The 24,015-nt window shown below is 61.7% G+C and carries 21 protein-coding genes; 3 read left to right on the top strand and 18 right to left on the bottom strand.

Translation table 11 applies throughout. The annotated features are described in order from the left end of the window. Nucleotides 1-46: 46 nt before the first annotated feature. The gene (recN, locus tag ACTQYB_RS06095) at nt 47-1,831 is read right to left on the bottom strand and encodes a DNA repair protein RecN (RefSeq protein ID WP_441482144.1); all 1,785 of its coding nucleotides are present in this window, start codon (nt 1,829-1,831) and stop codon (nt 47-49) included. Further along, nucleotides 1,831-2,766 (bottom strand): NAD kinase, encoded by a 936-nt coding sequence (locus ACTQYB_RS06090; RefSeq protein ID WP_441482143.1) that lies wholly within the window; start codon nt 2,764-2,766, stop codon nt 1,831-1,833. The genes recN and ACTQYB_RS06090 overlap by 1 nt, the downstream gene beginning before the upstream one ends. Nucleotides 2,767-2,900: 134 nt before the next feature. On the opposite strand from ACTQYB_RS06090, the gene ACTQYB_RS06085 reads away from it, so the two are divergent. The 3 genes from ACTQYB_RS06085 (at nt 2,901) to ACTQYB_RS06075 (ending at nt 6,125) form a co-directional block, all read left to right on the top strand. Further along, the gene (locus ACTQYB_RS06085) at nt 2,901-4,364 is read left to right on the top strand and encodes a TrkH family potassium uptake protein (RefSeq protein WP_441482142.1); all 1,464 of its coding nucleotides are present in this window, start codon (nt 2,901-2,903) and stop codon (nt 4,362-4,364) included. Between the two features lie 133 nt (nt 4,365-4,497). Beyond that, the gene (locus ACTQYB_RS06080) at nt 4,498-5,151 is read left to right on the top strand and encodes a potassium channel family protein (protein WP_033507380.1); all 654 of its coding nucleotides are present in this window, start codon (nt 4,498-4,500) and stop codon (nt 5,149-5,151) included. 170 nt (nt 5,152-5,321) lie between these two features. Next, the gene (locus ACTQYB_RS06075) at nt 5,322-6,125 is read left to right on the top strand and encodes a hypothetical protein (protein ID WP_441482141.1); all 804 of its coding nucleotides are present in this window, start codon (nt 5,322-5,324) and stop codon (nt 6,123-6,125) included. Here ACTQYB_RS06075 and ACTQYB_RS06070 read toward each other — a convergent pair. The 16 genes from ACTQYB_RS06070 to argC form a co-directional block, all read right to left on the bottom strand. After that, nucleotides 6,089-6,862, bottom strand: a complete 774-nt coding sequence (locus tag ACTQYB_RS06070) for a TlyA family RNA methyltransferase (RefSeq protein ID WP_441482140.1) — start codon at nt 6,860-6,862, stop codon at nt 6,089-6,091. The genes ACTQYB_RS06075 and ACTQYB_RS06070 overlap by 37 nt on opposite strands. Further along, entirely contained in the window at nt 6,859-7,158 is a 300-nt protein-coding gene (locus ACTQYB_RS06065) for a hypothetical protein (protein ID WP_441482139.1), read from the bottom strand. Before ACTQYB_RS06065 ends, ACTQYB_RS06070 begins: the two co-directional genes overlap by 4 nt. Next, nucleotides 7,155-8,189 carry an HAD-IIA family hydrolase gene (locus tag ACTQYB_RS06060; RefSeq protein ID WP_033507350.1) on the bottom strand — a complete coding sequence of 345 codons (1,035 nt, stop codon included), beginning with the start codon at nt 8,187-8,189 and terminating at the stop codon, nt 7,155-7,157. The genes ACTQYB_RS06065 and ACTQYB_RS06060 overlap by 4 nt, the downstream gene beginning before the upstream one ends. Beyond that, a complete protein-coding gene (locus tag ACTQYB_RS06055; protein ID WP_441482138.1) occupies nt 8,186-10,297 on the bottom strand; it encodes a helicase in 2,112 nt (703 codons plus the stop codon). The genes ACTQYB_RS06060 and ACTQYB_RS06055 overlap by 4 nt, the downstream gene beginning before the upstream one ends. Nucleotides 10,298-10,450: 153 nt before the next feature. Further along, the gene (gene tyrS / locus ACTQYB_RS06050; RefSeq protein ID WP_033507377.1) at nt 10,451-11,776 is read right to left on the bottom strand and encodes a tyrosine--tRNA ligase; all 1,326 of its coding nucleotides are present in this window, start codon (nt 11,774-11,776) and stop codon (nt 10,451-10,453) included. Between the two features lie 84 nt (nt 11,777-11,860). Then, nucleotides 11,861-12,898, bottom strand: coding sequence for a hypothetical protein (locus ACTQYB_RS06045; protein ID WP_441482137.1), 1,038 nt, complete (start codon nt 12,896-12,898; stop codon nt 11,861-11,863). 260 nt (nt 12,899-13,158) lie between these two features. Continuing rightward, a complete protein-coding gene (locus ACTQYB_RS06040) occupies nt 13,159-13,974 on the bottom strand; it encodes a putative ABC transporter permease (RefSeq protein WP_441482163.1) in 816 nt (271 codons plus the stop codon). Further along, nucleotides 13,974-14,498: an HD domain-containing protein gene (locus ACTQYB_RS06035; RefSeq protein WP_033507343.1), complete on the bottom strand. Its 525-nt coding sequence runs from the start codon at nt 14,496-14,498 to the stop codon at nt 13,974-13,976. The genes ACTQYB_RS06040 and ACTQYB_RS06035 overlap by 1 nt, the downstream gene beginning before the upstream one ends. Nucleotide 14,499: 1 nt before the next feature. Then, nucleotides 14,500-16,002, bottom strand: coding sequence for an argininosuccinate lyase (argH, locus tag ACTQYB_RS06030; RefSeq protein WP_033507341.1), 1,503 nt, complete (start codon nt 16,000-16,002; stop codon nt 14,500-14,502). Between the two features lie 230 nt (nt 16,003-16,232). Next, nucleotides 16,233-17,471 (bottom strand): argininosuccinate synthase, encoded by a 1,239-nt coding sequence (locus ACTQYB_RS06025; RefSeq protein WP_015451273.1) that lies wholly within the window; start codon nt 17,469-17,471, stop codon nt 16,233-16,235. Between the two features lie 266 nt (nt 17,472-17,737). Then, nucleotides 17,738-18,256: an arginine repressor gene (gene argR, locus ACTQYB_RS06020; RefSeq protein ID WP_029577051.1), complete on the bottom strand. Its 519-nt coding sequence runs from the start codon at nt 18,254-18,256 to the stop codon at nt 17,738-17,740. 14 nt (nt 18,257-18,270) lie between these two features. Continuing rightward, a complete protein-coding gene (argF, locus tag ACTQYB_RS06015; protein ID WP_015451276.1) occupies nt 18,271-19,236 on the bottom strand; it encodes an ornithine carbamoyltransferase in 966 nt (321 codons plus the stop codon). 131 nt (nt 19,237-19,367) lie between these two features. Beyond that, nucleotides 19,368-20,666 carry an acetylornithine transaminase gene (locus ACTQYB_RS06010; RefSeq protein ID WP_033507335.1) on the bottom strand — a complete coding sequence of 433 codons (1,299 nt, stop codon included), beginning with the start codon at nt 20,664-20,666 and terminating at the stop codon, nt 19,368-19,370. Next, nucleotides 20,656-21,609: an acetylglutamate kinase gene (gene argB / locus ACTQYB_RS06005; RefSeq protein ID WP_101452661.1), complete on the bottom strand. Its 954-nt coding sequence runs from the start codon at nt 21,607-21,609 to the stop codon at nt 20,656-20,658. The genes ACTQYB_RS06010 and argB overlap by 11 nt, the downstream gene beginning before the upstream one ends. A gap of 71 nt (nt 21,610-21,680) precedes the next feature. Continuing rightward, nucleotides 21,681-22,850, bottom strand: coding sequence for a bifunctional glutamate N-acetyltransferase/amino-acid acetyltransferase ArgJ (argJ, locus tag ACTQYB_RS06000; protein ID WP_441482136.1), 1,170 nt, complete (start codon nt 22,848-22,850; stop codon nt 21,681-21,683). After that, the gene (gene argC, locus ACTQYB_RS05995; RefSeq protein ID WP_441482135.1) at nt 22,847-23,941 is read right to left on the bottom strand and encodes an N-acetyl-gamma-glutamyl-phosphate reductase; all 1,095 of its coding nucleotides are present in this window, start codon (nt 23,939-23,941) and stop codon (nt 22,847-22,849) included. Before argC ends, argJ begins: the two co-directional genes overlap by 4 nt. Between the last annotated feature and the right edge of the window lie 74 nt (nt 23,942-24,015).

Below are 24,015 nucleotides of genomic sequence, written 5' to 3'. Positions count from 1 at the left end.
TTTCGTCAATCCCGCCGCCGCATTACGGCGGGACATACCGTTATTGCTACTCTACACTCGCCGCGAGCAATTCCCGTGCATGGTCGAGTGAAGTTCCCGATTCGCTGCCGGAAAGCATGCGTGCAATCTCCCGCACGCGGTCTTCCCCGTCCACACGGGTCACAGTGGTGGTAACCCCGGCAGCGCCCGGCTCGTCAGGGGTGTCCGGGGCTGTCGGGCCTTTGCTCACCACGTATTGCTCCTGCGCCCACGAGGCGACCTGCGCCAGATGCGTGACAACGAGGACCTGCGAGGATCGCGCGAGTTTGGCAAGCCTACGCCCGAGTTCCGCCGCGGCCTTGCCGCCGACACCAGCGTCAACCTCGTCGAAAATGAAGGTCATATCGGCTGCTTCGCCACGCCGCTCCGCAATCGTGAGCTCGAGGGCGAGCATCAGACGGCTCAATTCGCCGCCTGAAGCGCTTGAGCCCATTGGCAGCGGTTCGGAACCGGGGAACGGGGTGAATGCGAACATGATGTCGTCCATGCCGTGGGCGTCGAGCACCTGGGCAACATCGGCACCGGCACCAGCACCGGCACCAGCATCTGGACCAGATTCTGTGGCACGCGAAACGACCCGGACCTCAAGCCGGGACCCGCCCATCGCCAGTTCAGCGAGCTCGGCGGTAACGCGCTCACCCAGCTCGTCTGCGGCTTTCACCCTGGCGGCGCTCAACTCGCGCGCAGCGTCCAATGCCTTTGCAGCCAGATGATCCCGGTCGGTACGCAATTGTTCAAGTTTTTCCGGGCTGGCATCCAGATCCTCCACCTCGAACGCGGCCTTGTCCCGCCATGCGATCACGTCTGCGAGCCCAGGCCCCCAGCGCCGTGTCAACTCCCCCAAATCATGGATACGCGTGTTGATGGCGTCAAGATCGCCTTCATCATCATCGTCATCGGTCTGGCGTGACAACGTGAACACCACGTCCGACAGATCGGCTTCAATCGAATCAAGCCGCTGAGCGAGCTTCTCGTAGGTATCGTCGCCGTCGACGCGGATGGCACGCAGGCTTTGCGCGGCATGCCTGACCAAATCGGTCGCCCCATTCGAATCGCCGTCCGAGTCCAGTTGCGATGCGTCCAATGCGGCGATCGCCCCGTTGACACCTTGTTGGATGGATGCGGCGTTTTCGATGCGCGAACGCTTGGCCTTGAGGTCCTCGTCCTCCCCCGGTTGGGGGTCTACCTGGTTAATCCGTTCGATGGATTCGCGCAGATAATCGGCACGCTGCCGGACATCCGCCTGCTGGTGCTCGAGCGCATCCAACCGGTCGTCCATCGCCTTGAGCTCGTTCCACGCCTTGCCGTAGGCTTCCAACAGCGCATCATCACCAGCGTAGGCGTCAAGCACCTCACGCTGGCGGGCGGCAGAAGCGATACGCAGTTGGTCCGCCTGCCCGTGGATGGTCACCAAGTGCTCCGACACATGCTGCAGCACAGAACGCGGCACGGTATGCCCCGAAAGCACCGAACGCGACCTGCCGGCCACCGGCACTGTGCGTGACAGGTACAATTCGCCTTCATCCGCGGCGGCATCTACGCCCGCGTCTTTGGCCTGAATGACGGCCGGATTGTCTTCAGCGACCGCGAATACGCCTTGTGCCCACGCTTCCTGGGCTCCCGGGCCGACACGCCTCGACTGGGCGGGACCACCGGAAATCAGGCGAATCGCGCTCAGCAGCATGGATTTGCCGGCACCCGTCTCACCGGTGATGGCGGTCATACTCCTCGCAGGTGCGATGCGCGCGTGGTGAATCGGCCCCAGATCGCGTATCTCAAGTTCCTCAAGCATCAGCGGGCATCCTCCCCTGCCGTGTCTTCTTCGGTCGTATGGTGCGTCTGCCGGGTGCGGCTATGCTCACGCCAGCCAACCACTGGAAGGTCAAATTTCGTGACCAAACGTTGAGTGAACGGCACGCCGGACAACCGTGCGAGCCTCAAACGGCTCTTCGATTCGCGCACCTCGACGCGCGTGCCTTTGGGCAATGCACGCTGACGACGCCCATCACAGCAAATCCAGCCATCCGACGTCGAATTGTCAAGAATGGTCATGGTGAACGATGAGCCGGCCCCGATGATCAAAGGCCTTGCGAACAAGGCGTGCGCGGCGAGCGGAACCAGCTGCAAAGCCTCGACGTTCGGCCAGATGATCGGCCCGCCGGCGGAGAATGCGTAGGCCGTGGAACCGGTCGGCGTGGAGACGATGACGCCATCGCAGCCGAACGAGCTCATCTCCACGTCATCGACGCGGATGGACAGCTCAACCATTTTGCCCCGGTCGGAACGTTCAAGCGTGATATCGTTAAGCGCCCAATCGCTCAGCGGCTTGTCCGCCCCCGGAAGCCACACATCGACATGCGCGATCATGCGTTCGTCGATGGAATAGTCATGGGCGGCGACACGCTGAATCGCGTCGCTCATCTGGAAGCTTTCGAATTCCGCGAGGAAGCCGACATGCCCGAGGTTCACGCCGAGAATCGGCACTTTCGTGCAATGTACGAGTTCCGCGGCGCGCAGGATGGTCCCGTCTCCGCCGAGGACGACGACGATTTCGGTATCGTCGTCGATCTGGGCGGTCGGTTCCGCGAATCCCGGGGCTTCGACATTGTCGATGATCGAAACCTCGAACCCAGCGCCACGTAATTGGTCCACCGCCTCGGAAACCACAGTGCCGCTTTGACGCAACCTGGTATGCGTCACGACAACAGCACGCCGCTGCAAAGCCATACGCCGCCCTTTCAACCTCGAACACGGGTCCGCCACCGGTGGGCGCGCCCGTCCTACTGCTCCATCCTAGCTGAACTTCATCTAGAATAGCGGCTGAGCCCATGTATCGGCACGCGTAAGGAGCGCAGAAAAAAATGTCGAACCTCGTCCTCGACGAGTCTTCCATGAACCGCGAAGCCTCGCGCGGCTACAGCTGGTGGTTCTCCGGCGACGCGTTCGAACGTCAGGCTGCGCAGAATCGCCGTCCGCCGCGCCGCAGCCTCTCGGCGAAACTGTGGTCGCACCCCGGTCGGCTGACCATCCTGTACTTCTTTGCGCTGATTGCGCTGGCCACGGTTCTGCTGGAACTGCCCATCAGCGCCCATAACCGCAAGGTGACCGATCCTGTGGTCGCGTTTTTCACCGCGGTTTCAGCCGCTTCGACATGCGGCATCCAAGTGGTCAACACCACCACCCACTGGTCTCTGTTCGGGCAGGCGGTCATTCTGCTGGCGGTCCAGTTCGGCGGCCTCGGCGTCATGACCTTCGCGTCCCTGATTGCTTTGGCGGTCAACAAGCATATCAAGGCATCGCAGCGCATGCTCACCGCCACGGAACTCGGCGCGACCAAGCTGAGTGAGACAAAAGGCGTACTCAACGCGGTCCTCGTGACCACCCTGCTCATCGAGGTCATCACCTTCCTTGCCTTGTTCCCCGGACTGTTGCACGTCAATCACGGTAATGTGCGGCACGCCTTGTGGGAAGCGCTGTTCTTCGCGGTGATCTCATACAACAACGCCGGTTTCACGCCCGATGGCGCGGGTTTGCATGTCAACAGCTGGGGTGTCGGCCTTCCGGTGCTGCTCAGCGCGTTCTGCGGCACGCTCGGCTTCCCGGTGCTGCTCAACCTCGTGCGCGCCGCTCGCAAGCACACGCCGCCGAAACGCTGGACTCTGCACACCAAAATCACGCTAATCGGTACCTTCTGCATGGTGGCGGTCTCGCTGCTATGGTTCCGGTGCATCGAGTGGAACAACCACATCCTGTTCTCGCACGCCGACCTGCAAACGCGGCTGCGATACGCGCTCACCGCGGCGGTCATGCCCCGCACCTCCGGGTTCGACCCCTCGTGGGTGCCGGATGTGAGCGATCCGACGAAAGTGTTCATGAGCGCGGTCATGTTCATCGGCGGCGGCAGCACCTCCACGGCCGGCGGCATCCGTGTGACGACCTTCGCCGTGGTATTGCTCGTATGCCGGGCGGCGTTCCGCGGCAAGCGCGATGTTACCGTTTTCCACAAGCGCATCAACGAGCGCACAACGATGACCGCGGTGAGCATCATGACCACATGTCTAATACTGGTGTTCACGGTGTCGCTGGCATTGATGGCGATGTCCGGCTGCTCGTTGAGCAACGCTCTGTTCGACACCTGCTCGGCCTTCGGACTGGGCGGATACACGGTCGGCGTCGCCGACCAGAGCGACCCGGCGGCGTTACTGTTGCTCGCCATGACGATGATTATCGGGAGGATCGGGCCGATGACCATCGCGTATGCAATCAACCGGCCGTCCGAGGCTCAGGCGGTGAGCTTCCCCGAAGAGCCGATTATCGTGGGCTGAATACCCGTGCGGGTATACTGTCGGGCAGTTTGGCGCCGCTGTGGAAGGCGACGGCTGGCGAGTGAAAGCGTCGGATATGCCTGCGCATCAGGAAGTGCCGTATGCGCCGGATGTGTCGGAAAGGGATGGATTGATGGCAGACAATAATCGAAGCGTTCTGGTGGTTGGGCTCGGCCGATTCGGCAGTTCGGTGGCTTCCACGCTTGACGAGCTTGGTCAGGACGTGCTGGCGGTGGACAAGGATCCCGAGCTGGTCAACCGTTGGTCGTCGACCATTCCGACGGTCCAGGCGGATATGACAGATGTGCTTGCGGTCGAACAGATTGATGCGGGTACATTCGGCACCGCGGTTGTCGCCATCGGCGACAGCGTCGAGGCTTCCGTCATCGCCACCGGCAATCTGCTGGACGCCGGAATAACGGATCTGTGGGCGAAATCCGTATCCAAGGAGCATGCGCGTATCCTGCAACGCATCGGCGCACGCCATGTCATCAACGCGGAAATGGACGCGGGCAAACGCGTCGGACATCTGGTGTCCGGGGATTATCTGGATTACATCGAGCTTGAAGGACCTCATACGGTGGTGAAGATCCACACGCCTGCGCAGGTCGTCGGGTATTCGGTCGGCGACGCCCGCATCCATTCGCGCTACGGGGTCACGGTCGTCGCTGTCCAGTCCCCCGGCCAGGAACTCCAGTACGGTTCGAAAGATATCGTCATGCACCGCAATGACGAACTGGTCATTATGGGCAAGCAGGACCAGATTGACCATTTCATGCGCGGTTGAGCACGGACGTCACCGTCGTTCGCGGCAACTGCGGATTTGCCACCGTTCCCGGTGATTCGCTATACTCGTAGCTCATCATGTGATGTTCGGCCAGGGACGGCCTAAGTCACTGGGCACTGCCAGCGCCGGTGGGGATACCGGGACGCCGGCAACTTCACAGAAGGGCGAAGATGACCACGGAGAGCCGGCAACACATACAACGGCCCGCGATTGGGGACGACACCACAGAACATTCCGCACACGGGCAGCACGGGCAGGGTCCAGAACACGAATATGACCCGCTGTACACGACGATTATCCATACGATCAGGCGCGACGAGCCGCTCGTCATCCGGCAGGCAAGGGTACTTGGACGGCTGCATGCGCCGCAAATCGACGGAGGCACTCTGATTTGCGAGAACGCGCGCATTGTATGCGATGGCAATCTGCATGTCTCGAAAATCAGCGGATACGGCACCATTGTCGTACAAGGCGAGGCGGCCTGTCACGAACTCAACTTCGTCGGCGACATCCGGTGCGCGGGACAAGTCACATGCTGCGGCGAAGCGAAAATAACCGGCATGCTGCAAGCGGGAGGCGGGCTGCTCGCATCCGCCTTGGCCATGACCGGGGTGATGAACGCCCCGCATCTTGTGGCGAACAACTCAGTTCTGATTGACACACTGGGCGACGGACTGTGGGCACATCGGACGCTGCGCTGCCGTGACCCGCACAGCACGATTCGCAGAATCGAAGCGCACCAAGTCGAAGCCCGCAGATTGCACTGCGACCAAATCAGCGCCGAGTGCATCATGCTCGAAGACACCAGCGATGTACGTACGGTACCGCTCGAAGCCCATCTGTCAGTCGATGAAGATTCCCGCATCCGCTTCTTCGAACGCCGCGACGGGCAGCTGCTTTCCGCAGGACGGGCGATGTCCAGCGGCACGACACCGGTTCACTGCGCGGTGCGAACTTGCCCGGTGCGCAGATAAAGCAGATATTCCACGTTGCCGAAGGTCCCTTCAATCGGTGAGACCGCCATGCCACACACGGTCATCGCGTGGTTCTGGGCGCATTCGCTGACACGCAGCAGGGCTTGTTCTCGCAGCTGCGGATCGTCGACGATGCCGTTTTTGCCGAGATTGCCGCGCCCCACTTCGAATTGCGGTTTGACCAGGAGCACGACATGCGTGTCCGGCCGGGAAATCCTTGCGATCACGGGAATCACATAGGTCAGGGAGATGAACGACACGTCAGAGACGATCATGTCGGGGCTCCAAGGCAGGTCGTCGCCCGTCACATCACGGATATTGACGCCGCTCATGTCCGTGACGCGCGGGTCGGCCTCGATCCGCTGATCGAGCTGCCCGTGTCCGACATCGAGAGCGATGACCCGGGCGGCGCCGCGCCGCAGCAGCACTTGGGTGAATCCCCCGGTTGAAGCGCCGATATCCAGGCAGGACATGCCGATCGGCTCGGGAAGGCCGTGATCTTTGAAAGCTTCGAATGCGCCGACCAGTTTGTAGGCCCCGCGTGACACGTAGTCGTCTCCGCGGTCGACGTCGATGGCGTCGTTCGGCCTGACGGCGAACGACGGTTTGGTCTGGACCTTGCCGTTAACCGTGACGTGCCCAGCTTTGATCAGTCGGCTGGATTTCGTGCGTGTGGGTGCCAAACCTCGATCGACGATGGCGATATCAAGCCGGACGGGCGCTGCTGATGCGCTCATCGACGTGCCGTCCCCTCATCCAAGGCATGCTGCAAGTCAGTGAGTATACCGCCAAGCGCTTCGATACGTTGCGCGTCATCCATTTGCGGCCACCCACACAACTGTGGGTACCGTGATTCGAGTGCCGGGGGCACGGTGTCGTCGGCGGCATCAGAAGCGCCGATGCCAAAAACGCCTGTGTCGGGAACACCGGTATTGACAGCGCTGGTATCGGCAGACTTAGTGTGCGCGACCGGTGCCCCGGCGTTGGCCGATGTCAGCCCTTCACCGGGGATTCGTAGGGTGTCCGCGTTCATGCCAGCTCGAACCTCAAGTCTGAGGTGTCAACAGGCAGCGAGGCATCCATACAGGACCATGCGGCGCACAGGGCGGCACGCAACGCGTTGATATCGTGCGGGCCGTCGATGCGCAATACGCCGCCATCGACGCGTGCGAGGGCGCCGGCGCACCGCCATGAGCCATCCGCCTGATGCACCGGCTGGGGCATCGGCTCGACCAGTCCTCGCAAATCCGCCGCCACATACGTCGGGCGCAGATGTTCGGGTGCGTGCAGCAGCTGTTGCGGGTCAGTCACCCCCGTCAAAACGGCGAGCGAATCATAGCCGCCCCGGTTGCCGGCCTCGATATCGGTGTCAAGGCGGTCACCGATGGCGAGGCATTGCTCCCGTTCGACGGGTGTGGTGCCGTCATGGGCGGCGAGCAGTCTGGCTTCATCGTACATCGCCGATTCCGGTTTGCCTGCCGATGCGATCGGCTCGACGCCGGTGGCGTTGATTACCGCTTGAATCATCGAGCCGCAGCCGGGGGCGACACCAAGTTCACGCGGAATGGTCAGATCGCGATTCGTCACGAAATATTGCGCTCCCCGTTCAACGGCGTACGCGACCTGCGCCATCTCCTCCCAGCTCATCTGCGGGTACCAGCCTTGGATGACCGCGACTGGATGGTCTTCGGCGCGCCGGACGACTTGTAATCCTTGGGCTGCAACCTCCTCAGCCAAATGATCTGCACCCAGCACCAACACGGGCGAGCCTGCGGGGACATGGCGTGCGACCATACGCGAAGCAACCACCGACGAGGTAATCACCTGCCATGATTCGACATCAAGCCCGAAACCGCGCAACTGGTCGGCCACAACGCGCTGGAAACGCGAGGAGTTGTTGGTCGTGTATTCGACGGTCATACCGGCGTCCTGTGCGCGGCGGATGCTGTCCGCCGCGTGTTCCACAGGCAGTTTGCCGCGATACACGACCCCGTCAAGGTCGAGCAGCGCGAGCCGGTATGCTTCGGCGAGCGGCTTGTCGCTGCCGCCAAGCAGCTTGCTCATGCCTCTTCGCCATCCGGGTTTTCAGCGGATTCGTCAGTGGATTCAGTCGCTTCGTCAGCCGCTTCGTCGTCGGAATCATCCGCGTCCGATATGTCCGACGCAGCCTGTGCATCCGGTGTATCGACGGCATCAGTTGCATCCGCGGAATCCACAACATCAGAGGACATGCCCGTCTCACCTGCATCCGCCTCATCGGATTCAACGGCAGATTCGGCAGATTCGGCATCGGATGCCTCAGCTTCGGACTGCCCATCATCAGCAGACTGCTCCGCGTCGTGTCCATCGGCGGCATCGGCCTGCGCGGCGTTCGCGTCGGCTTCGTCCTGCGTCTGCTGGGGTTCCTGGTCGGCTTGTGCACCGTCCTCGGTCTCCTCGGCAGGCAACTCAGTCTCGTCATCGTCGTTTTCGGGATCTTCGGGCGCATACTGGGCATCGTCCTCGCTAATACCCAGCTCCTCCATCAGATCTTCCGGCAGATGCTCCAGATCGTAGTCGATGACGATGTCATCGGCGGACTGCTCGTCCTCGTCCTCTTCAGCATACTGGGCTTCAAGGCGGTCAAGCGCATCGTCAAGCTTCGCAGCCTCGTCGTCACGTCCGGCCTGTTCGAGGAAATACTGCTCAGCTTGGATGGCACGCATGCGGTAGGCGCCCGGCAGGCCCTGCGAACGCCCAAGCTTATGGGCGATGTCAATGGCCTTGTCCCAAAGCTTCAGATCGCCCAGCGCACCGGCGTACACGAGGAACATCTCGGCTTTCGCTTCGCCGCTCAGTGCACGTGCCTCGTCAGACAACGCGATTTCGATGGCTTTCTTCGGGTGGCCGACGCCGCGCTCGCAATCCGCGATCAGCGGCAGATAATCAAGATAGCCGTTCATACGATAGGCGGTGCGGAACTCGCGCAACGCCAGCTTGTACTTGCCTTGACGGTATGCAACAAAGGCCAGGGCCTCGCGGGCGAAGTCCACGCGGGACGCCTGATGAGCTGCCCACTGGGCATGCTCCAAAGCGGCTTGCGGATCGTCCTGCTCAAGCGCGTATGCGGCGAGGATATGCAGGCCGACGTTCTCGGCGTGCTCCTTGGACAGGCCGCGCAGACGCTCACGCTCGTCGGAAGAGAGCATGGACCACGTTAGGCCCTTGGGCATCTTCGGTTCGCCCGGGCGACGGTCCGTATACGGATTCTGGGACGGGTAGGACACCGTGCCGTCCGAGTTGCGCCGCGGCTTGGACATATACTCCCCACGCTTGCGCTCACGCCACTGCTGGCGCTCTTCACGGTTGAACTCGCGACGCTCCTCACCACCCTGCTTGGCGTCATCATCATGACGCTGGTCCCTGCGGTCGTTGCGATCATTGCGGTCATCGTTGCGCCATGGACGGCGTTCATCTTTGCCGCCGCGATGATCGTCGAACGGCCGGCGATGATCGTCATGACGATAGCGTGGATTGCCACCTTCCCGACGATCCTCACCGTCACGACGTGGACGGTCGTATCCGCCCTTGCGGTCGTCGCCACGATGGAAGTTCTTGTTTCCGTAGCCGCCGCGCTTGCCGTAATCCTTGCGGTCGCCGCGATATCCGCGGTCGTCGCGACGCTGCCCGTCACGGTCGCGATACTCGCGCGGCTCGCGGGAATCACCGTCACGACGGTCATCACGGCGGTCATCATGATGGAAGTCCTTGCGGTAGCCGTCTTTGTGGAAGCCGCCCTTATGGAAGCCTCCCTTGTGGAAGTCCTTGCGGAACCCTCCGCGATGCTCCCCGTCACGATGCTCCCCGTCGCGGTGGAAATCCTTACGATACCCGTCGCGGGAATATCCGCCACGACGCTCACCGTCGTTGCGACGTTCGCCATCGCGGTGTTCGCCGTCCTTGCGGAATCCGCCACGACGCTCGCCGTCACGGTGGAAATCCTTACGATACCCGTCGCGGCGCGGCCCCTTGTGGAAGCCTTCACCGTCACGCTCGCCACGCCCGTGGCCGTACGACCGCCCCTTTCCATTGCCGCGAGGCTTGAATCCCTTGCCGCCGCGGGATCCGGGACGACGAGATCCGAATGATTTTCCGTCCCCGCGCTTGCCGTTGCCGTGATGTTCTTCTGCCATACGTCTGCTTTCCGTGTTTCGTGTGCACCGGTGTCATGAGGACGCCAATGCTCTGATGCTGTGTTGTTGTCTGCCGAAATTGTCGTTATCAGTTCTTCGCGGGTGATTGGGCTCACCCGTCCCTGTGCGTACCCGGCAGATGCCGGGACGGTGTCATTGCGCGCGCCGGACCGCGCCCAGAGCCTTCTTTCCTCGTCTGATCAGCGCGTAGCCGCCCTCGAGGAAATCATCCTCGGCGAGCAGCTGATCCTGGTCTTCGACACGCTGGTTGTTGATGTATACGCCACCGGATTTGATGGTTTTACGGGCTTCGGACACCGACTTGAACAGTCCGGCCTTCACGCCCGCCTCAGCCACACGGTCGCCTGCCGCGACCTGTGCGAAGGTCCGGCCGCCTTCACCGTCGTCGACTTTCAGCCCCTCGATGGCGGCTTCCAGTGTGTCTTCGCCGATGGTCCGCAAATCGCCACCACGACCGAACAGCGCGGCCGCCGCGTCAATGGCCTGCCGAGTGGCTTCCTCACCGTGCACATAGCTGGTGACCTCCCATGCAAGCGTCTTCTGCGCTTCACGGGCGCCAGGATTTGCTTCGACCTCGCCTGCAAGACGTTCGATCTCGTCCTTGGGCAGGAAGGTGAACACCTTGAGCAGTTTCACAACCTGGTCGTCGGGCTGGTTGAACCAGAACTGGTAGAACTTGTACGGGCTCAGCATGGTCGGGTCCAGCCACATGGCATTGCCTTCGGACTTGCCGAATTTCTTGCCCTGGGAATCCGTGATGATCGGGCTGGTCATCACGTTCACGGAGGTTCCCCGCACCTTGCGGATCAGGTCGAGGCCGGACGTGAGGTTGCCCCACTGGTCGGCACCACCCGTCTCAAGCACCACACCGTATTCGTCGTACAGGTGCAGGAAGTCGTTGCCTTGCAACACCTGATAGCTGAATTCAGTGAAGGAGATGCCTTCCTCGGAGTTGAGACGACGGGCGACAGTTTCCTTGCTGAGCATGGTGCCCATGCGGAAGTTCTTGCCCACGTCGCGCAGAAAGTCAATCACCGACATGTTCGCGGTCCAGTCGTAATTGTTGACGAAACGCACGGCATTGTCGCCCTCAGTGTCGAGGAAACGCGAAATCTGCGTGCGCAGACGCTCGACCCACCCGGCGACAATCTCCTTGGGGTTGAGGGTTCGCTCGCCGCTTTGCCGCGGGTCGCCAATCAGACCGGTTGCGCCGCCCACCAGAGCATAGGGCTGATGCCCGTCAGCCTGGAGGTGACGCATCACGATGAGCTGCACGAGATTGCCGATGTGGAGCGATGGCGCCGTCGGATCGAAGCCGCAATAGTAAGAAATGGGATTCCCGTTGAGAACAGCCGCAAGCTGTTCCCTGTCGGTGGATTGGTTGATGAGTCCGCGCCACTCCAGCTCCTCCATAGGTGTGGAGAAGCCGGCATCCCTGTAATTCCTTACCTGGGCCATGATGCTCCCTCTGTTGTTGTCATGCAGTGCCGTGTGCTGTATCGGCACGTACCGCGACTGCCGCACAGACACACTCAATCTCATCTATTGTGCCAGCTCATGCCGACAGCCGGACATGGCCCAAGCCCGGCCGACACGCCTACTGCCGCTCGGGATATTGCGACTGGTCAGGATATCGCGGCTGGTCGTCATCCGGCTGAATACCAGATGGCTGAGCGGTGAACGACTGTGGTCGAACAGCTGCGGAGCATCAGGGACAGATCCGGCATTCTGGGACGAGACGTCGAACTGCAATGCGGACGACTGGTCCGGGATCGGCTGCGGGAAGAAGGTCTGCGACTGCTCCTGCATCGGTTCATCGGCCTGCGGCTGAGGCAGGAACTGCTGTCGCGCCGCGTATTGTGGCTGCGCCGGATATTGCGGCTGGAACGTGCCGAACCGTGCCTGCGACAGATCCGTCGACATCGGCATGCTGGGCGCGGTCGCCTGCTGCTGCCACGCCAGTCTCGCCATCCGCGCTGCTTGCCCCTTCTGGCGGAGCATCTTCCACACATAGGAAATCACTCCGATGACGAAGGCCAGCGCGTAGCAGGCGGGTCTGATTAAATCATGGGAATCTATCGATTTGACACCGTAGCCCATGCTCTGGGAGAACGCCTTGGCCCGGTCTCTGTTTGCGGTACCGGCCAAAGCGAAGAGAATGGAATACCGCTTGGCATATATGGCTCCCCAATCTCCTGAGTAGGAGAATTCAAGTCCATTGAGCACATTCGTCATGTTGGTTACTTTGGACTTCAGATAGCCGCTGTAATTGTTCAGTGACTTTTCCGCATCGATGGGATCCAAGGCCTCGACATAGATCATTACAATCCCGTCTTCTGAGGAGTCAGCGGCTGCACTGCACGATTTGAACGTAATCTCGTCGGACAAATCCGAGAGGTCGCTGCCAATCACATTGGCGGCATTCGAGCATCCGTGACCCAAATCCTCGACTGTCAGGCCGTGTTCCCGGGCCTCCTTCGAGAAGTCCTCCGGGCTTGTCCCGGTATCGACGCTGCAGCCGCCCAAGGGCAGAATCATGCCGCACAACAATGCGAAGACCAGAATGAACCGTCTGAACATGCAATCCACCCCGGCACCACGTCTTGTACACACGACTGCGGTTCTTGGAACGAATCCTTCTGACGCGGCGGTTTCCTCGTCTCTCGCGGTTACAGAACCACCCATGGTTTCCCCGTTCTCCTACTGGATTCCAAAGTGTGCCCGACTGGTTCCCTTGGACATTCCTTGTCTCACCGCTCTCCCAGTTTTCACCAAGTCATCATCATGCTTTGACAGATTCACGTCGAATCGCATACATCATCGTGTTCGATTTTGCATATTCACCGATTGTCGCCGTCGGCCGCATCGCCACCGTTGCGGTCAATCAGGTGTCGAACGGTTTCGATGAGTGAATCGTATGTACTGGATGTGGTGGAAGTCAGGCGCGGGAATGCGCCAATCATACGACGCTGCTGCGCGCTGAGCACACCCATCGCCGCGTCGCGCAGCCGCGAAAACGTCTCCTGGGAGGATTTCGACCAGGCGCGCATTCGACGCGTCAACGTAGGTCCGTCCCACACGGGCAGACTCTCCCCCGCCCGCGAGGCATATTCCTGAATCATGGCTTTGAGCTTGTCGAGATTCTCCTCGAAACCGGCCATACCGCGGATTGTCACGACAGTATCCGCTACCAACAGGGCAGCGCAGACAGCGCATACCGCATGCAAGACGGCAGGCGGAATCGTCTGCGTCAGCCCCGCGACCACAGGCTGAGCCACCTTGACAATGAGCACACCTGCAGCACCGAACACCACGGCCCCCAGCAGGCACACCCGCCCTTGGATATTGAACCGGCGACGGCTGTAATCCCACCATCGCGCGTGAAACAGTTGCTCCATCGCCCATGATGTCACGTATTCGAGCGCGCTGGCGCCACCAGCTGCCGCAAGGAACACGACCACCGGGTTGGCGATGCCACCGAGCAGCAAAACGGCCAGCACCGCTCCCACTCCATATATTGGGCAGAGTGGACCATTGAGGAAGCCTCGGTTCACCCAGCGGCGGCTCGCTGCAGACACCAGTATGGATTCGTAAGTCCACCCGGCGATGCTGTAGCCGATGAACCACAGGAACAGCCGTTCGAGTGTGCCGAGCATCATGCACGGGACATCCGGGAGTGCCGGGAATGTCTGGCATATCGTTTGCGGCGCTTGAACCGCGTCGGCGACAAGGTCTCCCGAGTGGCGCTGATCTTATCCGCGAGTGACACGATGTATCCTTCGAGATATTTCGGCGGAATCGGTGTCAACGGGAACATATGCCGCGCAATGCTGTCACGTTCGACGCCGCCGAGCTGGAAGTCGCGGGAGGCGTTGAGCAGCGCGGTCTGTCCATGGGTCAAACCATGCAGACGATGCGTACCGTTGTCCCACTCATGCCAGTCGTACAGGAAATAGTCGTGGAGCAGTGCGGAACGTACCAGTGCGCGTTGATCGACCCTGTCCCACAGATGCATCCGGTCCGCCAGCCAGATGCTGAGGCAAGCGACCCGGATGGAATGGGCGAAAGTCGTCACCGACCCATGCTGGTAACTGGTACGCTCGATGCGCATATGCTCGTGCAGGATGATTTCCTCGCCCTGACGCTCGACGATGCGCTGGATCTGGATTCGATCGAGCATATCAGGCCAAAGAACCCGGGGCTTTGAAGGCGCTGCCGTCACTGCGCGATGTTGCGAAATGTCCAAGCTCGACGGCGAGGTTCTTCGCGGCGCGAATCTGTTCGCGCACCCGCGCCGGCGAAGTGCCGCCACGGCCGTTACGCGCCGTGACCGACCCCTTGGTGGACAGGACTTCACGCACTTGCGGAGCTTTGTCTGCGGGCAGGAAACCGCTGAACACGATGATGAAATCGTCATCGGTCAAATCCCACAGTTCCTGGCCGCGGCCTTCGGCGAGTTTGACGCACGCGCCGGACAGCTCGTGGGCGTGGCGGAACGGCACACCGTTGCGCACCAGCCATTCGGCGATATCCGTGGCGAGCGCGAAACCACGCGGCGCCTCCTGCTCGAGACGTTCCTTGTCGAAGACCATGGTGCGCAGCATGCCAGCGAATGCGGGCAGCACGACCTCAAGGGTGTCCACTTGGTCGAACACCGCTTCCTTATCTTCCTGCAAATCGCGCGCATATGCGGTCGGCAGACCCTTCAGAGTGGCGAGCAGACCGGTCAGGTCGCCGATCAGCCTGCCGGACTTGCCACGGGTGAGCTCGGCGATGTCCGGGTTCTTTTTCTGAGGCATGATCGACGAGCCGGTCGAATAGGCATCATCAAGTTTGACGAAGGCGAATTCCTGAGTATTCCAGATGATGATTTCCTCGCTCAGACGCGACAGGTCTATGCCGGCCATCGCGGCGACGAAGGCGAATTCCGCAACCACGTCGCGGCTTGCCGTCCCGTCGATTGAATTTTCGGTGACACGGCTGAAACCGAGTTCGCGTGCCACGGCATCAGGATCAAGGCCCAGGGTGTTGCCGGCGAGCGCACCGGAACCGTACGGGCTGGCGTCCGCCCGGCGGTCCCAGTCGACCAGGCGTTGTACATCGCGCAGCAACGGCCATGCGTGCGCCATGAGCTGGTGGGCGAGCAGAACGGGCTGGGCGTGCTGCATATGGGTGCGTCCGGGCATAACGGTGTCCCCCGCCTGTTCGGCCTGGCCGATCAGCGCCTGGACGACATCGATGATCTGCCCGGCGATGAAGCGGGCATGGCGACGCAGCCACATGCGGATAAGCGCGGCGATCTGGTCGTTGCGCGACCGGCCTGCCCGCAGTTTGCCGCCTAGCTCGTCTCCGGCGATGTCCAGCAGACCTCGTTCGAGCGCCGTCGCCTCGTCCTCGTCCTCCTCGATGGGGGTGAACGACCCGTCATCGACGGAACGCTGCAGCTGGTCGAGCGCGGCTTCCATACGATTGAGCTCGTCCTTGGTGAGCAGTCCCGCACGACCGAGAGCGCGTGCATGGGCGCGCGAACCGGCGATGTCGTCGTCGGCGAGCCGCCAGTCGAACTGGGTCGATTTGCTCAGCCGCGCCAGCTCAGGCGAGGGACCGGATGAGAATCGCCCTCCCCACAGCGCGATTGAATGTTCCGGTGCGTTCGAATGTTCCTGTTCGTTGTTCTGTTCCATGAACGTTGGCGTCTTTCTGTGTTGTCTGGGTTGTCGGATTCGGCGTTGTCGGATGCAATATTGCCGGACTCGGTATTCCGCAGGCTTGTTGTGTCCTACCCTACACCGGCGATTCGTCAACCGGCCGGATATGCCGGGAAGGCCATGGACCGGCGTGCCGGCATGGCCTTCCCAATGCATTCCCCCGCACGCAACATCCTGTGCCGCAGGTTGCGCGTGCCGCGTTGGGGTTACTCGACGGTGTTCTCCGGTACTTCGATGCCGTTGCCGAACTTGACGTCACGAGCGGCGGCGACCTTGCTCGGCAGGCCGTAGATCTCGATGAAGCCGTTGGACGCGTGCTGGTCGAAGCTGTCACCAGAATCGTAGGTGGCGAGGTTGTAGTCGTACAGCGAGCTGTCGGAGCGGCGTCCGGTCACGACCGCGCGGCCGCCGTGCAGGGTCATGCGGATTTCGCCGGACACGTACTTCTGGGTGTCCTCGATGAAGGCGTTGAGCGAATGGACCGCCGGAGAGAACCACTGGGCATCATAGACGAGCTCCGCCCAACGCTTGTCGATATCGCGCTTGATGCGGTGCTGCTCACGTTCGAGGCAGCAGTTCTCGAGTTCCTGATGCGCGGTGATGAGCGCGACAGCACCCGGGGCTTCATACAGTTCGCGAGACTTGATGCCGACGAGACGATCTTCGATCAGGTCGATACGGCCGATGCCCTGGGCGCCGGCGCGACGGTTCATTTCCTCGATGGCCTGCAGCGGGGTGACTTCCTTGCCGTCGATCTTGACGGGGACGCCCTGCTTGAATTCGATGACCACCTCGTCCTCGACCGGTGGGAACGCCGGGTCGTCGGTGTAGGAGTAGCAGTCCTTGGTCGGGGCGTTCCACGGATCTTCGAGGAAGCCAGTCTCGATGGCGCGGCCCCACACGTTCTGGTCGATGGAGTACGGGCTCTTCTCGGTCTGGGTGATCGGCAGCTTGTGGTCCTTGGCGAACTGGATTTCGACGTCGCGGGTCAGGGACAGATCGCGAATCGGGCTGATGGCCTTGAGTGTCGGGTCGATCGACTGGATGGAGACCTCGAAGCGGACCTGATCGTTGCCCTTGCCGGTGCAGCCATGCGAAATGGTGTCGGCGCCGAACTGGTGGGCCGCACGCACCAGATGCTTGGTGATCAGCGGACGGGAGATGGCGGAAACGAGCGGATAGACGCCTTCGTACATGGCGTTCGCCTTGAGGGCGAGCATGCAGTATTCGTCGGCGAACTCCTCACGGGCGTCCACGACATATGCTTCGACCGCGCCGCAGGCGAGTGCACGCTGCTTGATGGTCTCGAGGCTTTCGCCGCCCTGGCCGACGTCGAGGGACACAGCAACGACGTCTTTGCCAGTGCGCTCCTTGAGGTACGGGATTGCCACGGAGGTGTCGAGGCCTCCGGAATACGCCAAGACGATGCGCTTGTTGTCGCTCATGACTGCCCTTTCTGATTGGAGTTCTTGCATGTTGATACTGTAATTATATACAGACCTATGCATAAGTATGCATTAAGCGGTGTTCCGCGTGTCGTTTTTCGGATCGGACCGCGCGCAGACCCGTCTGAGGACAGGATTTGCATACAAACCACCATTTGCCGAAACGAGCCGCGATGACCAAACCCGCGCAGAAAAAAGTACGCAGAAAAAAGTACGCCCGGCGGATTGTCATTGTGGTGACAGTCCACCGGGCGTGGCACACAGGATCAGTCAGTGCTCTGCTGGCTGTTGGAGGAGGCGATGCTTAGCAGCCATTTGGCACGCGCGGCTGCCGATTGGTCGTCCTTGCAGATGATGAGCACGGTGTCATCGCCGGCGATTGTGCCGAGCACATCGTCCAGTGATTGGCGATCCATGACACTGGCCACATACTGGGCCGCCCCCGAAGGCGTATGTATCACCGCAAGATTGCGCGCCGACGCCACGGAAGTGACCAGTCCGGACAGAATACGCGACATCTGCTGCTGCGCCGATTTCGGAGTCGTCGACTGCCCGTACCCCAACACGTAGGCGACTGTCCCGTTCTCGAGACGTGTTTTCGTCGCGTTGATCTCCTCGAGATCTCGGCTGAGCGTCGCCTGGGTGACGTCTATTCCCTCATCCGACAGCATGTCGGAGAGTTGGGATTGGGACGTGACGATGTGATGCAGCAGCATCTCCTCGATCGCGCTGAGACGAGCCGCCCGTGTCGCAGGCCGTTGCAACGGCGTTTTCTTGTCTTCCATAGCGTCCATGCAGCTTAGGCGAGCAGGCTTTCGTCGCCGCGCAGCTGGCCAGTCAGCCAGGTGAGCAAAGCCTTCTGGGCGTGCAGACGGTTTTCGGCTTCGTCCCAGACCACGGACTGCGGGCCATCGATCACCGATGCGGTGACCTCCTTGCCGCGATACGCGGGCAGGCAGTGCTGGAACAGGGCGTCCGGCTTGGCGAGCTTCATCAGTTCGTCGTTGACTTGGTAATCCCAGAACGGCTTGGAACGCTTCTCATACTCGGCCTCTTCGCCCATGGACACCCAGGTGTCCGTGAACACGCAGTCGGCGCCTTCGACTGCCTCGCGCGGATCGGTGGTCACAAGAATGGACCCGCCGTTTTCGGCCGCGATGCGCTTGGCGTCATCCACGATGCTCTGCTCAGGCAGATAACCGTAAGGCCCGGCGATGCGGACGTTCATACCCGCAGTCGCGCCAGCGAGCAGATAGGAGTTGGCCATATTGTTGGCCGCGTCCCCCAGATAGGCGATGGTCTGCCCGGCAAGCGCATCGACACCGCCGCGGAACTGGGCGATGGTCATGAAGTCGGCGAGCACCTGGCAGGGATGGAACTGGTCGGTCAGCGCGTTGACGACGGGGACGGTCGCATATTTGGCCATCTCCTCGACGCGTTCCTGCCCGAAGGTGCGCCAGACGATGCCGTAGGCCATACGGGTGAGTACGCGCGCGGTGTCGGCGACCGGCTCGCCTCGGCCCAGCTGGGAGCCGGACTTGTCGATGACCAGCGGATATCCGCCAAGTTCCGCCACGCCGATTGAGAAGCTCGAACGGGTGCGGGTGCTGGGCTTGTCGAACAGCACGGCGACGCCCTGCGGCCCTTCGAACGGCCGCTTGTAGAAGCGGTTTTCACGGAATTTCAATCCAAGTGCGATGATCTGCTTCTGCTCGTCATGATTGACGTCATCATCGCGAAGCATGTGGCGCAACTGCCCATCCATACGGTGTACTCCATTCTCTTTGGTTCTCTTTGGTCTGTACTGTCTCTTCGGTCTGTCCAACTCGGGCGTCGCACTTGCACCGGTCGCGAACCGTTTGTACATCGGTCGTAGCGGCCACGAAGGCCGTGACGTCAGTCGTCGGCGAGATCCGCCGGCACGCCGGCCATAATCGAAACGGCCTCATCTACATCCTGCGCGGAAACGATCAGCGGGGGTGCGATGCGCAGCGCATTCGGGGCGACGGCATTGACGATCAGCCCGTGTTCAAGCATCCAGTTCATCGCCGCATGGGCGCACGGGTGCGCCAGCTCGACCGCATCCAGCAGACCGGCGCCGCGCGTTGACTTGAACAGCGGATTACCGGTGGCCATGATGCCTTCGCGCAGCTGCTTGCCTCGCGCCTGGGCGTTGGCGAGCAGATCATCATGCTCAATGACGCCCAAGGTGGCGAGCGCAGCCGCGGCCCCGAGCGGGTTGCCTGCGAAGGTGGATCCGTGCGATCCGGGAGTGAACAGGTCGGACAACCGCTGCCCGAAGGCGATCATGCCGCCCATCGGGAAGCCTCCCGCCACACCTTTGGCGAAGGTGATGATATCTGGAGTCACGCCACCGGAGAGTTCCTTCTGTTGGAAGGCGAACCAGCTGCCGGTACGTCCGATGCCGGTCTGCACTTCGTCGATGATGAGCAACGCGTGATGCTCATCGCACAGCTGCCGCGCCTGGCGTACATACTCGGCGCCGACCGGCATGACGCCGGCTTCGCCTTGGATGAGTTCCATGATGACCGCGGCGACCGGGCCTTTGCCGTCAGCTGTGGTTCCGGTCGCGTCGAATGCGGCCTTGAGCGCTTCGACGTCGCCGGGTTCGACGAATTCGACCGCCGGGACGAGCGGCTCGAACGGCTCGCGGATCACGGGCTTCCAGGTGGCGCTCAGCGCGCCCAGAGTGCGCCCGTGGAAACCGTGGACCATGGAGATGATACGCGCGGGTTTCCCGCCCTGTTCAGGCAGGGCACCCGGAAGTGTGCGGCCATAGAGCTTGGCAAGCTTGATGGCGGCCTCATTGCCTTCGGCGCCCGAATTGCCGAAATAGACGTGGGACCCTTCAGGGGCCCCGGCGAGCTTGACCAGTTTCGCCGCGAGTTCGATCTGCGGTTCGGTGGCGAAATAGTTGCTGGTGTGGGCGACTTTGGCCGCCTGCTCGCTGACGGCCTTCACCCACGCCGGATGGGCGTAACCGAGCGAGTTAACCGCGATACCTGCGAGGAAATCAAGGTATTCATTGCCGTCGATATCCCAGATGCGCGTGCCCTTGCCGTGATCCATGACGCGCAGCGGAGTGCCGAACACGTTCATGTGCACTTGCGAGTATTTGCCGAGCCACGCTTTGTCTTTGGTCCCGAGTTGCTCGAGCTGTCCGTCAGTCGTCATAGGAACTCCTCATTTCCACACCATCTTCGGGCACGACCATGGTGCCGACGCCTGAGGTGGTGAATATCTCGTTCAGAATCGAATGTGGTTTGCGCCCGTCGATGATGTGCGCCTGGGGCACTCCCCCGTCGATGGCGCGCACACATGCCTCCATCTTGGGCCGCATGCCGGTTTCCAGATCGGGCAGCATGTCGCGCAGGTTTTCGACGCCGATGCGGCCAATCAGAGAGTTGCGGTCCGGCCAATCCGCGTACAGGCCGTCAACATCGGTGAGAATCACCAGTTTGCGGGCGCCAAGCGCGGAGGCGAGGGCAGCGGCCGCTGAGTCTGCGTTCACGTTGAGCACTTGGGTGGCGTCTTCTTCGTCTGGTGCGACCGAGGACACGACAGGGATGCGACCAGCGGAAATCAGATCCTCAACAGCGGAGGCGTCGACGCTGACCACATCGCCGACGAGCCCGATATCGGTGGGTTTGCCGTCGATGATAGGTTTGCGCTTCATGGCGGAAAACAGGCCGCCGTCCTCGCCTGACAGGCCTACGGCCATCGGACCGTGGGAGTTGATGTAGCCGACCAGTTCGCGGGAGACCTTGCCGGTGAGCACCATACGCACGACGTCCATCGCCTCAGGTGAAGTGACGCGTAAACCGCCCTTGAACTCGGATTTGATGCCGAGCGCCTTGAGCATCTTAGAAATCTGCGGGCCGCCGCCGTGGACGACGACGGGATGCATGCCCACTTGACGCAGGAACACCATGTCTTCGGCGAAGCACTGTTTGAGATGCTCGTCGACCATGGCGTTGCCGCCGTATTTGATGACGATCCGCTGCCCGGCGAACTCCTCGAGCCAAGGAAGCGCTTCGATCAGCACTTCAGCTTTCTGGTCCGCCCGCAAATCGGTGTGTACGTCCAGGTGGTATCCCGGACCTTTCAAATCACTCATGCCGTTCTTTCTGTATGTGTAATCGCTTGCGTGTCTGTGACAGGCATAGCCTCGTAAGCGACCTTTGCCGATCAGCTCTCGTAATCGGCGTTGATGTGTACGTATTCGTGGGTCAGGTCGTCGGTCCACACGGTCGCTTCGGCCTCGCCGGCGTTGAGGTAGACGTCCACCCCCACTTCGCGCGGGGTCATATCGACCTCGGAGCGATCACGCCCGGTGCCGCCTCCTTGGCAGATGCGCACGCCGTTGACGTCGACATCAACATGCGTTGGGTCGAATGGTGCGACACTAGGCGGAACCGTGCCCAGCGAGCTGAGGATGCGGCCCCAGTTCGGGTCGTTGCCGCTGACCGCGCATTTGAACAGGTTCGATGCGGCGATGGCACGCCCGCAGGCTAGCGCCGCGTCTTCACTGGTTGCCCCGTGGATGCTGATGCGGATGTCGTGGCTGGCGCCTTCACCGTCGCCTACGATCTGGCGGGCGAGGGATGCGCATGCCTGACGGACGAGATCGTTGAATTCGTCAGGGTCCGGCTCCACGCCGGAAGCGCCTGATGCGAGCAGCAGCACGGTGTCGTTAGTGGACATGCAGCCGTCGGTGTCAATGCGGTTGAAGGTCACTGAGGTGCCTGCGGACAACGCGGCCTGCATGGCGCCCGGGGTGACGACGGCGTCAGTGGTGATGACACAGAGCATCGTAGCCAGCTGTGGGGCGATCATGCCGGAGCCCTTGACCATGCCGCCGATGCGGTATCCGTTGCCTTCCAACGCCACGGTTTTCGGCTTGGTGTCGGTGGTCATGATTGCGTGCGCGGCGTCGCTTCCGCCCTGTTCGCCGGAATCAAGCCCCGCGTAAGCGCTTTGTACTCCGGACAGGACGTGGTCCAGCGGCAGCAGCTCGCCGATCAAGCCGGTCGAACATACCGCGACCTTGCCGTCTTCGACGCCGAGCAGGCCTGCCGCCTCATGCGCGGTGGCTTGGGACTGTTCGAACCCGGGCTGCCCAGTGCAGGCGTTGGCCCCGCCGGAATTGAGCACCACAGCCTTGAGATGGCCGTTGGCCACCGCTTTGCGTGACCATTGTACCGGGGCGGCGCAGAATCGGTTGGAGGTGAATACGCCTGCAGCCGCGTCAAGCGGGCCGTTGTTGACCACGAAGGCAAGATCAAGCTTGCCCGCTTTCGCGGAGATGCCGGCGGCGACTCCGGCGGCGGAGAATCCTTGTGCGAACGTTACACTCATGGCGCCACTCCAATCTTGGTCAGACCTTGGTCCTCGGGAAGCCCCAAGGCGATGTTCAGCGATTCGACCGCCTGGCCGGCGGTTCCCCTGTTGAGGTTGTCGATTGCGGCAAAGGCGATAATCCTGCCTGCATGCCGGTCGGCGACGACCTGAACATGCGCTGCATTCGAGCCGACGACATTGCCTGTGGCCGGAAGCGTACCCTGCGGCAACACGGTGACGAAATCTTGCCCTGCGTATGCCTGTTCCCAAACCGCATGCAACTGGTCGTCGCTCAGATCACGGGCGGCGTCGGTCATCGGCGCGCTCACCGTAGCGAGGATGCCACGCGCCATCGGCACCAGCACCGGGGTGAACGACAGAGAGAACTGCGATGCCTGCGCCGCCTGCAAACCGGCGGCATGGGCGAAGTTCTGCAGGATTTCAGGGATATGCCGATGGGTGCCGCCGACGCCATAAGGCACCGCGGAACCGAAGGCTTCAGCAGCCAGCAGGTTGGTGCGTTTGAGGTTCTTGCCGGCACCCGAATACCCGACGGCGAGGTCGGCGACGATGCCGGTATGCTCGATCAGCCCTTCGGCGATACCGGGCTGCAACGCGAATGTGGTTGCGGTGACATTGCACCCCGGGCCGGCGATGCGCTTGGCGCCGGGCAACGCGGCACGTTGACGGGCGTACGTGCCGTCAGTGCTCTTGCCGGTGATGAGCTCGGGCATGCCGTACGTCCAGTGCTCGTAGAAATCACCGCCATAGAAAGCATCCCAAGCGTCCCGCTCTTCGAGACGGTGGTCCGCACCCAAGTCGACAACGATGGACTGCGGGTCGAGCTTGGCGGCCAAAGCGCCGGAAGCGCCGTGCGGCAGGGCAAGCACGATGACATCATGCCCATTGAGTACTTCCGGGGTGGTGTCCTGCACCGTCAAATCCGCAAGCTGCGGGATATGCGGCATATGCTTGCCCAGTCGGTCTCCCACCGAAGAATGACCCGCGACACACGTCACCTCGAAATCGGGGTGCGTCGCTAAAATGCGCAACGCCTCCCCGCCTGCATACCCAGTGGCTCCCGCCACCGCGACGGTGTATTTTGCCATTTCACATCACTTCCCATGCATGATGGCTGCATATCAATACCGCCAGTATAGCATATCTATACAGAACCATGTAT

The organism is Bifidobacterium sp. LCP19S3_E9 (assembly GCF_052121135.1).
In the GTDB taxonomy this organism is placed as follows: Bacteria; Actinomycetota; Actinomycetes; order Actinomycetales; family Bifidobacteriaceae; genus Bifidobacterium; species Bifidobacterium thermacidophilum.
The sequence above is the reverse complement of the archived record's forward strand: the minus strand, read 5'-3'. Positions and strand labels throughout refer to the sequence as shown.